Source organism: Ensifer sp. Root423, assembly GCF_001426275.1.
Lineage (GTDB): Bacteria > Pseudomonadota > Alphaproteobacteria > Rhizobiales > Rhizobiaceae > Ensifer > Ensifer adhaerens.
This window is the reverse complement of the sequence record NZ_LMEG01000023.1, coordinates 489,483-503,511: the sequence shown is the minus strand read 5'-3', so window position 1 is coordinate 503,511 and position 14,029 is coordinate 489,483. Positions and strand designations below refer to the sequence as shown.

Below are 14,029 nucleotides of genomic sequence, written 5' to 3'. Positions count from 1 at the left end.
CGCTCCCGGATATGCACCGGTCGATGTGCGTTTTGACCGTTTAAATCGCGTTGGAAAGATTACGGGCTTCCGTCAAACATTAAAGATGAGTAATAGAGGAAGGAATTAGCCGGAGGCGTCGCCTCGTCCTAGAGCATTGGATACGCCTAGATGTCGTTTCAACCGCGGATGCAGAACAAAATTTCCGGGTTCAAGGTGATCGGCGGGCTCCACCGGCGGGAATGGAACGGGATCATCGCCGACGTCTGGGACGTCGAATGCGAGGCGAGGGCAGGTGGCCACTATCTCTCGGATGATCCGCGCATGTTCATCGTGCTCGACGCTGAAGGCGGTAGCCGTTGCAACGTCAGACTTTCGCCCGATGGGCGCGGCGCGGTCGAGAACGAGCGCCAGCAGGCGCTTTCCTATATCCCGGCGGGCATGGAAATCTGGGCGGACATGGTCGATGTCAGGCGTATCCGCCACCTCGACCTGCATTTCAATCTCGAGGTTCTCGGCCGACGGCTGGAGGAGGAGCTCGATGCGGGGCGATGCGACACGCCACGGCTGATGTTTTACGACGAACGCTTCCTGCAGCTTGCACAACTGATCGCCGCCGAGTGCCTCAATCCGCAGCCCTTGCACGATCTCTACGGCGATGGCCTGACGGTCGCATTGTTCATCGACCTGATGAAGCTTAATCGCAGCGATGCCCGCAAACGCAGCGCGCTTGCCACCTGGCAACTCCGCCGGGCGGTCGAATACATCGACGAGAACTGGGGGCGCAACATCCGCCTGGAGGAGCTGGCGTCCCTTGCCGGACTGTCGCAGTCGCACTTCAGCCACGCCTTCAAGGCGTCGACCGGCATGGCACCGCACCAGTGGCAGACCAATGCGCGGGTTGAAAGAGCCAAGCAACTGTTGCTGAAGAACGAGGCGTCGCTGACGACGGTTGCGGCCGAGACCGGCTTCTCCGACCAGGCGCACTTCACCCGGGTCTTCCGCAAGGTCGTGGGCGCGACGCCTGCGTCTTGGAAACGCAGCCGATTGAGCTGAGCAAGTTCCATCTTGAAGGGCGGTTGTTCGCATCAAATAGCCCAGAAACGTTCAATTTCCGCTGATCGCGACAAGAGTCACCGCAATAGTTGATATAAACACTCACCTTATTAGAGGGTGTAAGCCGCGCCGCCTGTAAGGCACTGCGGTGGTTCGGGTGAGATGGCAGACAGATGATGGTAAGAGGCAAGGCAGTACGGCTGACGGAGTGGCTGGCAAGCGGGGTCGCCGCCATTGCGGTTCTGGCCACCGGCGCGGCAATGGCGCAGGATGCGACGGCGACAAGGCTGAAAACGATCGAGGCGACCGGCGCGAGGACGGAGAACGACGCCACAGGTCCGGTCGACGGCTATGTCGCCAAGGCGACGACGACCGGCTCGAAATCCGCAACTCCGATCGCTGAGATCCCGCAGAGCGTTTCCGTCGTCGGACGCGAGGAGCTTGACGACCGCGGCGTCGTCAACAAGGTCGACGAAGCGCTGCGCTACACGCCGGGCGTGATGGCCGAGCCCTTCGGCGTCGATCCGGATACCGACTGGTTCTACATCCGCGGCTTCGACGCGACGCAAACCGGCGTGTTCCTCGACGGCCTCAACCTCTTCTCCTACGGCTTTGGCGGGTTCCAGATCGATCCCTTCATGCTGGAACGTGTCGAGGTGCTGAAAGGTCCGGCTTCGGTGCTTTATGGCGGCGCCAATCCGGGCGGGATCGTCAGCCTCATCAGCAAGCGGCCGACGGGGGAAACCTCCGCCTATGTCGAGACCGGCATCAACAACAACGGCAATGCCTTCCTTGGGATTGACGTGAACCGGCAGCTGGACGACGCAATCAACTATCGCGTCACCGGCAAGATCTCAGGTGGCGACAACTATGTGGACCATTCGGAGGATCTGCGCGGCTTCATCCTGCCGCAGATCACCTATCAGCCCGACGACGCGACCAGCTTGACCGTCTACGGCCTGCTGCAGGGCCTCGACCAGGTTCATACCGGTGGCGGCTTCCTGCCCTATGTCGGCTCGGTCGTCGATGCGCCCTTCGGCAAGATCGACCGCAAGGCCTTCTTTGGCGAGCCGGACATCGATACCGGAACTTATGCGCAGCAGAAGCTCGGCTACGAATTCAAGCACGAGTTCGACAGCGGCTGGCAGTTCAGTCAGAACCTTCACTACGGCCATCTCTACAAGCACGAGAACGGGCCTTACACCTACGGCTACTACGATCCGAGCCTTCCTTTTCCGGTTTCGAACACGCCGGCGACCCCGGACAACCTGCTTTATCGCCTGGGCTTCGAGGCGACGTCGAAGGTCGATACGTTCGCCGCCGACAACCGGCTCGAAGGCGAGTTCGAGACGGGAGCGCTCGAGCATACGCTGCTCGTCGGCCTCGACTACAAGTTCTTCCGGCTGGACCACGTCCAGGCGTCGTCGGCGGGAACGCCGATCAGCGCTACTGATCCGGTCTATGGCGCGCCGCAACCCGCGAACGCCATCTACATCAACCAGGTGATCACACAGCAGCAGATCGGCGTCTACGCGCAGGACCAGATCCGCCTTGGCGACGGCTGGCTCGTCACGCTCAACGGCCGTTACGACTATGTCGACACCAAGACCGACAACGGGCCGACCTTCTGGGCGCCGACCCAGAATTCGAGTTTCGACTACAGCGAAGGCGCGCTTAGCGGCCGCGCCGGCCTTGCCTATGAATTCGACAACGGCCTCACCCCTTACGTCAGCGCCGCGACCTTCTTCAATCCGGTCGTGGCGGTAACGGCGACCGGCAACACCAAGCCGGAAGAGGGTGAGCAGTTCGAGGCCGGGATCAAGTACGAACCGACCTTTTTTGATGGCGTGCTGACGGCGTCCATTTACCAGCTGACCAAGCGCAACGCTCTCGTCACCGATCCGCTGACCAGCATCTCGACCCAGACCGGCGAAGTGCGTTCCCGCGGCATCGAGTTCGAGGGCAAGGTCAATCTCGACGAAAGCTGGAAGCTGATTGCGGGCCTCGATTTCATGGATATCGAGGTGACCGAGGACGCAAACCGCGCGCTGATCGGCAAATCGCCCTATCTCGTCCCCGATACGCAGGCTTCGCTATGGCTCGACTACACGGTGCAGCAGGGCGCGCTGGAAGGCCTCAGCCTCGGCGCCGGCGTGCGCTATCGCGGCGAGAGCTGGGCGGACAAGGAAAATACCGCGAAGGTGCCGGCGTCGACCGTCTTCGACGCAGCCCTGCGCTACGAGAAGGACGGCTGGGGCGCTGCCCTCAATGTCACCAACCTGTTCGACAAGCACTATGTCAGCGGCTGCAATGGCCTGCTTGTTTGCGGATATGGCGATGCGCGCACGGTCACGTTGAAGCTCAGCAAGACCTGGTGAGATCGTTCGGCTGATCGATGACCTGCTAAAGCAAACAGGGCGCTCGACCCGTGCCGGGGAGCGCCCTGTTTTTAACCCGGAGTGCCGCTATCGCACGCCAAAGGCGCCGACGGCTGAGAGCTCTCGAAACGGGTAGTGGACTTTAAATGGAGAGGCCCGCCGCCTTTTCAAGGGCGAGAGCCTCCCTTGGAGCGAATTACTTCGCGCCGATTGCAGCAAGGCCTGCGGTCGCGCAGTTTGCGTCAACGTCGCCCGACGGCGCACCGCCGACACCGATGCCGCCGACGAGCGCCTTGCCGAACTTGATCGGCACGCCGCCGGCCTGGATGACCATGCGTGCGTCCATGTCGCGGAGACCTTCATTAGCGGGCTTGGAAGCGATGAATTCGCCGAGGCCAGCCGTGTCGCGCCCCATGGCCGCCGAGGTGAAGGCCTTGCCCTGGGCGCTGTTTCCGGTGTGCGGACCGGAATTGTCGGCCTTCAGCAGCACCTTGGTCGAACCGTCCCGTGCAACGACCGCGACGCTGACATTGTGGCCTTCGGCGGCGCATGCCTTCAGCGCTGCGTCGGCCGCCTTGACGGCCATGTCGAGCGGCAGGTAGGCGGCGGTCGGAAGCTCCTGGGCGGTGGCGGCAACGGGAGCGAGAAGAGCTGCTGCAAGCACGATATTGCGGATCATCAATGGGTTCCTTTCCTGTTGATATGGAAAGGTTATTGCGGGACGCCGCCCATCGATATTCGTAGCTCTTCCATCACCATCCGTAGTTCTACGGAGTTTGCGTCCCTTCGAGCCAGATGCGGGTCAACTCCGCCTGCGAGGTGCTGCCGAGCTTGGCGCCGATCGCCGCGCGATGGCTTTCCACCGTTCGCGGCGAGAGGCCGAGCCCCTCGGCGATCTGGCGGGTGGTGAAACCTGCAGCGATGCGATCGAGAACCTCGCGCTCACGCTGCGTGAGCGCTGCCAACAGAGCAAGAGTTTCCGCCTTTTCCGCCCGTGCCTGCATCGTACGCACCAGTATTTCCTGCCCCTTGTGGATCGCGTCGATCAGGTCCTCTTCGTCTATGGGCTTGGAGAGAAAGTCGATGGCGCCGTTGCGGAAGGCGCGCCGGCAAGCTTCGATATCGCCATGGCCGGAAATGACGATTGTCGGCCAGTCCACGCCATTTTCGCGGAGCTTTTCCTGCAGCTTCAGCCCGGAGATCGCCGGCATGCGGATGTCGAGGATCAGGCAACCCGGCTCAAGGCGCGACAATTGCCCGAGAAAAGCCTGCGGATCGGCGAAGGGGATGACCTTGATGCCGACCGTCGAGAGCAGCAGGCCGAGCGCGCGGCGGACCGCATCGTCGTCGTCGACGAGATAGACGGGAACGGTCATTGTGTCTCTTCCAGACGGGCTCGCGCCTTGGGCAGTGTCACCCGGAAGGTGGCGCCCTCGTCGCCGGCCACCAATGTAATCTCGCCGCCGACGCGTTCCACCAGGCGTTGGCTGAGGGCGAGGCCAAGTCCCGTGCCCCCCGCCCGCGTCGTCATGAACGGGGTGAAAAGGCGCGGGCGCAAGGCTTCGGGAATACCTGGGCCATTGTCGACGACATCGAAAACCACCATGGAGTCTTCTTGCCTCAAGGTCACGACCACGCCGGGCGCTTCGCCTGCGTGACCGTCAAGTGCTTCCATCGCATTACGCACCAGATTGAAGGCTACCTGCTCGATTTCGACCGGGTCGCCTGTCACCATCACCGGCGTTTCCGGCAGGTGGAACTCCAGCAGGATGCTGCGGGACCGGGCGTCCTGCTCCAGCAGCGCCTCGACATTGCCGAGCGCTCGGCGGAGGTCAAAGGCGCTCACAGGTACCGTATTTGGCTGCGACCAGTTGCGGAACCGCTCCAGAATACCGGAAGCCCGGCGCGCCTGACTGACGGTATCGTCGAGCACGGAGGCGAGGGCAGCGTGGTTCCCCTGGTTGAGCAGGCGGCGCCCGGCTTGAGCCTGCGCGAGGATTGCGGTCAAGGGTTGGGTCAACTCGTGGGCCATGCCGCTTGCCATCTCTCCAAGCGCATTGACCCGTGAGGCATGGCTAAGCCGCGAATCGAGCGCGCTCAGCCGTGCCTGCTGTTCCGCCGCGCGGGTTCGCGCCCGTTGGCGCAAGGCCGCCAAGCCTGCGAGATAGGCGAGCGTCAGGGCGACGAACGTCAGGCCAGTATGTAGGGGCGGAAACATATCGGAGAGACCGATATCCATACCGGTTTCGAGCAAGAGAGGTTGTGACGCGCTGCTGAGCGGCCTGGAGAAGCGGATGGCATTGGGCAGCGTGGCCGGCTGAAGCAGACTGTGCCCATCGGGCAATGAAAGCCGGACGGCCGTGCTCGGTCGGGACCAGAAAGGCCCGCCATCGCCGATCAGCTTGCCGGCATCGATGGCGAGCATCAACCCGTACCGCGCCTCGTTCGTGTTGGGGCTGCGCTTGACCATCATGTAATGATCGGGGCGCCGCGGATGCGGCAGAAGCGTGATCCGGCCATCGGAGGCTTTGGCCGCCGCGCGTATTCCCTCGGCTGTCGCCGCATCGAGCGTCGCGGTCCCAATCGTCTCTGCTCCCGGCTCGATGGGGACCAGCTGGACTTCATCAATGCGCGGATAGAAGCGGGTAATCGTGCGCGCGACATCCAGGAAGAGATCGTGCCGGCGCCCTTCGGACGCAACCGCCACGGCCGAAAGCGCCGTCAAATGGGCATCGTGCTGATCGGCGCGCTGGGAGGCCAGCCCATGGAGCACGGTACTTTCCTGCTCCAGTTCGGCAACGAGGGACTGTCGCTCACGAGCGCCGAGAGCCACGGCCCCGACAAGCAGGAGGAGACACCAAAGGGCAGCAAGGAAGAGGGGCCGCTCAAGAAACGGACGGTTGTTCGGTAACATTGATCATTCTTGTCATTTGCAGGCTTTCTTGCACAGCCTTCCATTGCTGCTGTCTGGCTGCGCGGGGCGCCTGCCGGGAAAATACGGTCCCGACGACAGAAAATCCAGAGCGCGTCGCTACCCCGAACGATCGCCAAGCACGGCCGGCCGTTTCAGCCCGGCTTGCGCGCGATCACGAGCTTCGCCTTGAGGATCTGCACGACCTCGTTGCGCTGGTTGATCGTCTGACTGATGACGACGGCGATGCCGCGGTCCGGTTTCGAGCGCGAGGGAATATGACCTGAGACCCAATTTCCTTCCAGATTTCGGGAGAGTCTTTGGTTTGCAGTCTTGGCCTCATGCGGCCTGTTTTTCCATAGCCATTTTCTTTGCGAATTCGCTGGGCGTGATATTTCCGAGCGATGAGTGGGGTCTGTTTCGGTTGTACAACACGACGACAGAACACCCACGGGACCGAGGTTCGCGAACTTTTGTATCCGTGGCAGCCCTGGTCCGGGCGATTTGTTCACGTCCATGAGGCGCTGTCCAAAGGGACGCATATTTTCCGCTGCAGCCTTTCTGGTTCTTCTTCTGATCGACTTCTTGAAGTCCCAGCATGGATGTTCGACCGCTCCGTGAGCGGATATTGGCTCAGCCTGCCAGTTCCGCACGTCGATCTCGCAACCCTGCATGCTTTGGCAAAGTTACTGGAAGACGCCGATGCCTCATCGCAAACAGCGGTAATGGGCGCAGCATTGGTCTCTCACGAAACGAGGCAGCCTCAACGAGTATGAGCTCGATCTCTTGCGTCAGCGTTCCCTTTCCGCCCGCTATGAGAAGGCTCACCGCGGTGAACTCGTCGTCACTGTTCCGGTCGGCTTCGTAAAGGCCGGTGACAGTATCGAGAAGGATCCCGACCGACGCATCCAGGAAGCCATTGCACTCGTCTTCATGCCTTCGGCGGTCTGCGGGTCGATGACGCGATCGAAGAGGCACTGCCCGGCGTTGTCGAACCAGGAGCCATTGCCGCCGCCATCGAGGCGGAACGTGATATGGCCAGCCAACGCGACCAGCTTCAGGATGCCCTACTACGCGACCTCGAGGCGGCTGATCCGGAGAACGGGCTGGTGACGTCGGAGCTCGAAGCGCGCTGGAACAAGGCGCTTGCTCGCGTCGGCGAGATCGAGGCCAAGATTGCCAAACATTGGACAGTTACGCCGCAGCCGTTGCCCATGTCCGCATCACAGGCAACCGCACTTGCGGGAAACCTTCGCAGCGTCGCGTTTCTTTGCCCGCGGCGCCGCTTCGGCAGGCGCAGCTCGGTATGGACGCCACCAACCCAATGAATGACGAGGACGATCTCCGAGGTTCCATCATCGAGATCCGCAACCACTTCATTGATGAGCGTGCGAACGATGCGCCCGGCGCGATGTAGTGCCAATCCACCTTGCTCCGATCCGTCCATTGCAAAATCGCGTTGCTGGTGAATTCGCTGCCGTTGTCGCTGACGATCATCCTGGGCTTGCCACGTTCCTCGATGATCCGATCCAGCTCACGGGCGACCCGCAGGCCGGAGAGCGAAGTGTCGGCGACGAGAGCCAGGCATTCCCTGGTGCAATCGTCGACGACCGTCAGAATCCGGAACCTGCGGCCATCAATGAGTTGATCCGACACGAAATCCAGCGACCAACGGTCATTGGCTGCCATCGGGATCAGCATCGGTGCTCGGGTGCCGATCGCTCGCTTAAGGCCGCCACGCTTGCGCACCGTCAGCTTCTCCTCCCGATAGAGCCGGAAGAGCTTCTTCAGCCGAAACGGCGGCGCTCTGACGCCACCTTCCGCATGGCATCCCGGATATGGGCGTCATCAGGTCGAATACTTGGGATATCGCATGCACGACCGGTCATGACGATACCCTGCCGGTCCAACTCACGTGGATGCGCCGATATCAACGGACAAAACCTCGCACGCCCGACGCTGGCTCACACCATGCTCCTTGCAGACATGAGCCACCGCACTCGCTTCACATCGGGCGTCACCAATAATGGGATGGTCCGCCTCGTCCTCCCGCCTCATCATGAGGCGGCCAAACCAATAGAGGAAGCAATGGCTCATCGCAATCTGCCGCGGCCGGCCGCGGTCGATGGCATTGATATCGGCAAAAATGTCTTCCACGTCGTTGGACTGAGCGCCGATGGTACACCCGTTCAGAGGGTGCGCTTTCGGCGCGACACCCTTCTCCAGTTCTTTGCCCGGGCAGACCCGAGCATTGTTGGCATGGTATCCTGTGCGGGGTCGGAGTGGCTTGCCCGCAGGATACAGGCGCTCGGGCACAAGATTCCGCTGATCCCCGCGCAATATGTCAAGCCGTACGTCAAGTCGAACAAAAACGACATCATCGACGCTGAAGCGATTGCCGAGGCGACGACGCGGCCGACAATGCGCTTCGTCACGGCAAAGGCAACCGATCAGGTCGACCTCCAGGCTCTGCACCGGATCCGCGATCAGATGGTCGGCTCGAGGACGCGCTTGATCAATCAGATGCGCGCCTTCTGCCTGGAATACGGCGTCGCTTTGCGGCAGGGAGCCCCAGGCTCTGGATGACCCAGAGAATGATATGTCACGGGCAATGCGTTGGCTGCTGGGTGATTTACACGCCGATCTCCTGCGCCTCGAAGAGCGCATCCGCCAAGTCACCAAGGAGATTGAGGCGATAGCCGATCGGGAAGACGTTACGCGCCGCCTGATGACAATCCCTGGGATCGGCGCGTTGGGCGCAACCGCATTGCTGGCCGCCGTCGGCGATGGGCTGCAGTTCCGCAAAGCCCGAGATCTGGAGGCGTGGCTGGGATTGGTGCCGAGACAATATTCGACCGGGGGAAAGCAAACGCTGCTAGGGATCAGCAAGCGCGGCAATCGATATGTCCGCAAGCTTCTGGTGCATGGCGCAAGGTCGTGCTTCCGACATCTCGACCGGACGCGCGATCGGTTGGGCAACTGGCTCAACGGCCTTGTAACGCGGATGCATCCCAACAAAGCCGTCGTTGCACTTGCGGCCAAGATGGCACGCATTGTCTGGGCCGTTCTAAGCCAACCGGGCGCACTCTATGAACGCAGGGACCTGCTTTCGCTTGACGCTCAGAGCTCGATTGCAAGGCTCGGGACGAGTGATGACGAAACAGTGGATCAGCATGCCGTAAACCCTGTGCAAAAAAGCGGGCTTCGTGCCCGAACCATTATTGGGAACGGCGTGCGCGGATCTCATCATGGCCTGGCTGCAACAGCAGTCCACTCGCGAGAGGCCGGATACATTTACGCAACTGGAATCGTCATTTGCGACGTCGCGACCCCTTGCACGGACAGGGCGGACCATACATTTTTTGACGCGACGTCTTTTCAGGATCGCGTTGTCCAGCATTGCCTCGGCAAAGCAGCTTCTTCAGCTTGGCGTTCTCATCCTCCAAAGCCTTCAGCTTCCTGGCATCGGAGACATCCATGCCGCCATACTTCGCTTAGTATTTGTAAAAGGTCGCTTCCGATATGCCATGCTTGCGGCAGATATCGGCCGTCTACTGGCCGCTCTCCTGCTCCTTCAGCATCCCGATGATCTGCTCTTCCGTGAGCCGTGTACGCTTCATTCCGTCCGTCTCCTCAATGCGACGGACTCTACCAAAATTTGGAGGAAGTTCAGGGTCTCAGGTCAAATACCCTATCCTGCGTGTAAAGCCCCTTCATGCCTAGGTCGAGCGCTGGAACCGTTCCCAAATTGTGCCACGGCAAGAGCTCATCTTACAATCCACGGCATTTGTCCGGAGCTTTGCTTGTTTATTATTACATCCCAACGAAACAAGACTGACCGCGTTCTGTAGCAGTTGGCCGCAGAGATCGCGGTCACTGTCTCAGGCTCCGGAGGCGCGGTAACCGGAATGCTCTGAGCTAAAGCTGGCAAGTCCGTTCTCTTGGTGGAAACAGGACCGAACTTGTATCTGCACCGGCCTGCGCATTTCTCCCGCGAGAAGTTCTTCACAAATATCGAAACGCCTGCGTTAACGTCGCCTTGGACGCGACACTCATGGCCTATCCGGATAGGACGCTGCGTCGGGGATCTGAAATCAAGCGCGGGCTTTACAACCGCACTTCCTCCTACGTCCTTGATAATTGGCGCGACGAGTTTGATACGCGTCATCTTTCGCTCGACGAACTGCTGCCTGCGAGAAAATTGTGCAGGTTCGAATATTTAGGTCCGAAGCGTCGATGCCTGCCGCGGCGGTTGAAAGTAGTCCATGTCGAAGACCTTCGTGCGGCGCTGTCTCGACGCAGGCGGGAGGCTGGTCGCGATACGACAGTTCGCCGTCTCCCGCGAAGTGCCAATAAATCGCGACTGGTAGAAAAAACTCGCCGGACGGCGTGGCCCAGCCGATTGAGACACCACCGATAAGGTCTTTGCGTGCGACGCCGTTCAGACGCCCGCGCTTTTTGCGGTGCAGCGGCTTGAGAATTGACATTAGCAACTCCCTTCGCTTACCCCGATGCTGAAGGTGGTCCCAGGAGATTGAAGACGAGGTGAACGACCCGGCCAAAGTCGATCTTGTCCACCAGATCAAGGATTTCGAGCCTCATTTTCGGGACGGGTGGCTCTATCAGCAGCACCGATGCTAGCTCTGATTTTGGGAGGGCGCTCTGACATCCCGCCTGTTGGAGAATACCGGAGGCGGGCAACCGTGCGCGCGACCCGCTCGTGCGGGTTCGTCGCAGTGGGATCGACACCAAAGTGCAGAAGGTCACAGGAGATTGGCCGAGACGTTGCTTGGTTGCCGACGCAGTCGCCGTTTTATCCCACAGCGCCAGAAGTATCCGGTTCGCGAACAACATCGCAACTCCTCCGACGAGGGCGACGACGAGAACCAGCTTCAAATACCACACCAGTGAGGGTCGGCCAAAAGGTCGAGCAGACCATAACGATTGCTCTCCGGTCACGAACGTAACTAGATTAAGAATGCGTTCGACGATAACCTTCCCGATCACCGTCCCCGCGGGAGATGCGGAACTGACGGCTGGACCCTACCACCCGAGAACCATCGCCAAGCAAGCGTCGATTATCAACCGGCGATGAACGGGTACCACGGTTGGAGCGTGCGTCAGGTCGCGCCGTACAGCTCGTAGGAGGAAATCTGCGAAAGGTGAGGGTGGCGACCACCTGGGGAGCAACGGCCACATTCTGCAATAGGCGTAGGCTTCCCCGAAATCAACGTCGCGACGTGAACGATGAATGCGAAACTCGCGGCAAGACTAGGGCAAGCGCGGATGATCGCTCCGAATCGGCTCTTGGAACATTGACTGGCCTCATCCATTGCGCGCTGCCATATATTGCACGTGCAGTGCCGCTAAGCTCGTTCGATTGGTAATCTCCAGTTTGCGGTAAATGTTGTGGAGATGGATCCCAATCGTTCCTTCCGAGGCGCCCAATTTCTGGGCGATCGTCCGGTTCGACAAGCCGCCACATATGAGCGCGGTTATCTCCCGTTCGCGGGCAGTAAGCAGTTCGATCTTCTTCGAGGCTGCATGAGCCGGTTCACTTGCCTTGGCCGCGATCTCGGCCGGCAGCCATTTCTCGCCCTTAGCAACATGACGGAGGCAATCGAGCAGCGCCTCTGGCGCATATTCCTTCAGCAATATTCCCCGCGCCCCGCTGGATATCGCATTAGCAATCTGCGCACCACTTATCGTTGCGGTGAGGAAGACCACCTTCAGACACAGTTGTTCGTCGTTCAGCGCATGCAGCACTTCGAGCCCGGTCATCCTCGGCATCGTCACGTCGAGGACGGCGATATCGGGCATAAGGTCACGAACGAGGTAGAGCGCGTCTTTTCCGTTGGCGGCAACTCCCACCACATCAAAATCAGGTGCGGCCATCAGATTTTGTTGAAGACCGCTGAGCAGCAGAGGATGGTCGTCAGCGAGAACCACTGAATGCATTAGAGCCTCCCCGCCAACCTCGGTAGACTGATACTGATGCCGAAGCCAGGCGCGGTTCGGAAAACCGTGAGCGCGCCTCCGAGCTTGTCCACCCGTGCCGAAAGCGATGAGGGCCTCGGCGATTTCGCCGGGGCCTGCATTCCCGTCCCGTTGTCGTTCAACTCGATTTGCAGACCGCAGTCGCTTTGACGAATTGAGATTCGCAATAGCGTGGCGCGCCCGTGACGCACGGCGTTTGCGACCGTTTCCGAGATCAGTTGCTTGATCTCGTGCACCATCCAATACTGTAGGGTCAGTCCGGGTGGGGTAATGGCGATGGCGATTTGGCAGTTCCATTGGTCTGCCAGCAAGTTCGCGAAGCCCGATAGGCTTTGCTCGAGCAGGTTTGTGACAGGTACTTCGGCGGTGCGATTGTCCTCCACAAAGTGGCGGATACGTTGCTGTTGTTCCAGGATGAGCGACCCCACTTCTTCGAGCGGGAGCTTCGAGTAGCTACCGGCAGCCTCGCCGACGAGCTTCAGTTTCAATCGTGCGGCTGAGAGATTCTGCAAGACACTGTCGTGCAAGTCACAGGCCAGCCGCACGCGTTCCTCGGAGCAGGCGGCTTCCGTTAACCGCTGTGTCAACGCGAGCCGCTCGAGCTCCGAGCCAAGGCGGGTCGCGATGATCTCCGTCATCGCACTTCCCTCGTCCGGGCGGCGAGGCGAATTGATAACGAATACGCGTCCGCGATAACGCACGCTGGAAAAATATGCCGCTGAGATGCGTCTGATACGCTCGCCTGCGACTGCCGAAAATTCTGGCAAATCCGCGATGAGAAGGAGCAAATCCGCCTCGGTTCTCGATAGCGCGGCCAGACCATCCCCTCGTCGCGGGGGTTGAAGATCGTGGCGCCGCCAGAAATCCGAACGCCCGACATCTACCAGCTTCAAATGGTCGTTCGCCCAGTAGGCGACGCAACCAGTTTCGTCTTCCTGGTCGCGCCAAACGACGAACAACCGAGACCCCCCGAGGACACGGGATCCATGCCTAAACAGCAGCCCCAGCCAAGACGTACGGTCATTGGCAACGGCTTCAAATGGCCACTCGGCGAGCTGAGCCAAGTGCTGGCGGCTGCGCTCACGGTAAGCGCCGAAATAGCCAAGGATCACGGCGGAAAGGACGAAATAGGTGGACCGCATAATGAACAGGTTGAGCTCCGAGTCGCCATCGCTCAGGTCCGGTAAACCAACAACCAACTGGACCAACAACAAAACAAATGCGCCGAATGCTGCCCCTTTCAGACCCCACCGCATCGTCATTGCCAGAAGAACGAAAGGCAAGACGGCGAAGAACGGGCTGGTGAGCTCATTCGTCAGCAGCGTCAACCAGGCAAGGACCACGACGTCGACGACGTGGAATAGGAGATGAACCACGCTGTCGAGCGGCTTGCGCAACGGGCGCAGGACCAACAGAACTGAGAGGAGAATGTAGAAGCCCAGCAGAACCCTCGATTCATAGAGCAGGGATGTCGGCTGGGTGGGATCAAGGTAGATGGCGAAGATTGCGAAAACCGCAGTCACCAGCCTGCCAATGTTAATCAAGCGTTCGGGCTCCGCGCCGAGCAACCAGTCCCCGAGCGAGCGGACCAGGTTCCTGATTATATTGTTTGGCAGGGCGGTGGGCTCAATTTCCGCCTTGCGACCGCAATCCAGGCTCGACATAAGCAACTCCGTCCCGCGGCTGCACCCGGGCTTCGAAATTTATT

12 protein-coding genes and 3 pseudogenes are annotated in these 14,029 nt (G+C 60.3%); 4 read left to right on the top strand and 11 right to left on the bottom strand.

The features are described 5' to 3' along the window. Positions 1–150: 150 nt before the first annotated feature. Complete coding sequence (locus tag ASD01_RS21780) at positions 151–1,035, top strand: helix-turn-helix domain-containing protein (protein WP_034790688.1); 885 nt, start codon at positions 151–153, stop codon at positions 1,033–1,035. A 173-nt stretch (positions 1,036–1,208) separates the two neighbouring features. Beyond that, positions 1,209–3,413, top strand: coding sequence for a TonB-dependent siderophore receptor (locus ASD01_RS21775; RefSeq protein WP_060529183.1), 2,205 nt, complete (start codon positions 1,209–1,211; stop codon positions 3,411–3,413). A 196-nt stretch (positions 3,414–3,609) separates the two neighbouring features. Here ASD01_RS21775 and ASD01_RS21770 read toward each other — a convergent pair whose 3' ends face one another. The 3 genes from ASD01_RS21770 to ASD01_RS21760 all read right to left on the bottom strand — a co-directional run bounded on the left by ASD01_RS21770 (position 3,610) and on the right by ASD01_RS21760 (position 6,138). Beyond that, the gene (locus ASD01_RS21770) at positions 3,610–4,092 is read right to left on the bottom strand and encodes a GlcG/HbpS family heme-binding protein (protein WP_060521119.1); all 483 of its coding nucleotides are present in this window, start codon (positions 4,090–4,092) and stop codon (positions 3,610–3,612) included. An 88-nt stretch (positions 4,093–4,180) separates the two neighbouring features. Then, positions 4,181–4,789, bottom strand: a complete 609-nt coding sequence (locus tag ASD01_RS21765; RefSeq protein WP_060529182.1) for a response regulator transcription factor — start codon at positions 4,787–4,789, stop codon at positions 4,181–4,183. Beyond that, positions 4,786–6,138: a sensor histidine kinase gene (locus ASD01_RS21760; protein ID WP_244495276.1), complete on the bottom strand. Its 1,353-nt coding sequence runs from the start codon at positions 6,136–6,138 to the stop codon at positions 4,786–4,788. The genes ASD01_RS21765 and ASD01_RS21760 overlap by 4 nt, the downstream gene beginning before the upstream one ends. Between ASD01_RS21760 and ASD01_RS36910 the strand changes: the two genes are divergently transcribed. Then, entirely contained in the window at positions 6,139–6,324 is a 186-nt protein-coding gene (locus tag ASD01_RS36910) for a hypothetical protein (protein WP_244495275.1), read from the top strand. A 155-nt stretch (positions 6,325–6,479) separates the two neighbouring features. On the opposite strand, the gene ASD01_RS36240 is transcribed toward ASD01_RS36910, so the two are convergent. The 3 genes and pseudogenes from ASD01_RS36240 to ASD01_RS21750 form a co-directional block, all read right to left on the bottom strand. Beyond that, the gene (locus tag ASD01_RS36240) at positions 6,480–6,842 is read right to left on the bottom strand and encodes a hotdog family protein (protein WP_200953469.1); all 363 of its coding nucleotides are present in this window, start codon (positions 6,840–6,842) and stop codon (positions 6,480–6,482) included. A gap of 306 nt (positions 6,843–7,148) precedes the next feature. Further along, entirely contained in the window at positions 7,149–7,370 is a 222-nt protein-coding gene (locus tag ASD01_RS37640) for a hypothetical protein (RefSeq protein ID WP_060529180.1), read from the bottom strand. Between the two features lie 355 nt (positions 7,371–7,725). Beyond that, positions 7,726–8,141, bottom strand: a pseudogene (locus ASD01_RS21750) (DDE-type integrase/transposase/recombinase); the annotation flags it as partial. 271 nt (positions 8,142–8,412) lie between these two features. On the opposite strand from ASD01_RS21750, the pseudogene ASD01_RS21745 reads away from it, so the two are divergent. Next, positions 8,413–9,418, top strand: a pseudogene (locus tag ASD01_RS21745) (IS110 family RNA-guided transposase); the annotation flags it as partial. A gap of 258 nt (positions 9,419–9,676) precedes the next feature. On the opposite strand, the pseudogene ASD01_RS34885 reads toward ASD01_RS21745, so the two are convergent. From ASD01_RS34885 to ASD01_RS21730, 5 genes and pseudogenes are all read right to left on the bottom strand, one after another. Further along, positions 9,677–9,944, bottom strand: a pseudogene (locus tag ASD01_RS34885) (transposase); the annotation flags it as partial. 474 nt (positions 9,945–10,418) lie between these two features. Then, positions 10,419–10,811 carry a hypothetical protein gene (locus ASD01_RS35715; RefSeq protein ID WP_156623678.1) on the bottom strand — a complete coding sequence of 131 codons (393 nt, stop codon included), beginning with the start codon at positions 10,809–10,811 and terminating at the stop codon, positions 10,419–10,421. Positions 10,812–10,827: 16 nt separating this feature from the next. Next, a complete protein-coding gene (locus tag ASD01_RS21740; RefSeq protein WP_156623677.1) occupies positions 10,828–11,220 on the bottom strand; it encodes a hypothetical protein in 393 nt (130 codons plus the stop codon). 429 nt (positions 11,221–11,649) lie between these two features. Beyond that, a complete protein-coding gene (locus tag ASD01_RS21735; protein ID WP_060529178.1) occupies positions 11,650–12,282 on the bottom strand; it encodes a response regulator in 633 nt (210 codons plus the stop codon). Further along, positions 12,282–13,985, bottom strand: a complete 1,704-nt coding sequence (locus tag ASD01_RS21730; protein ID WP_156623676.1) for a sensor histidine kinase — start codon at positions 13,983–13,985, stop codon at positions 12,282–12,284. The genes ASD01_RS21735 and ASD01_RS21730 overlap by 1 nt, the downstream gene beginning before the upstream one ends. Positions 13,986–14,029 lie beyond the last annotated feature (44 nt).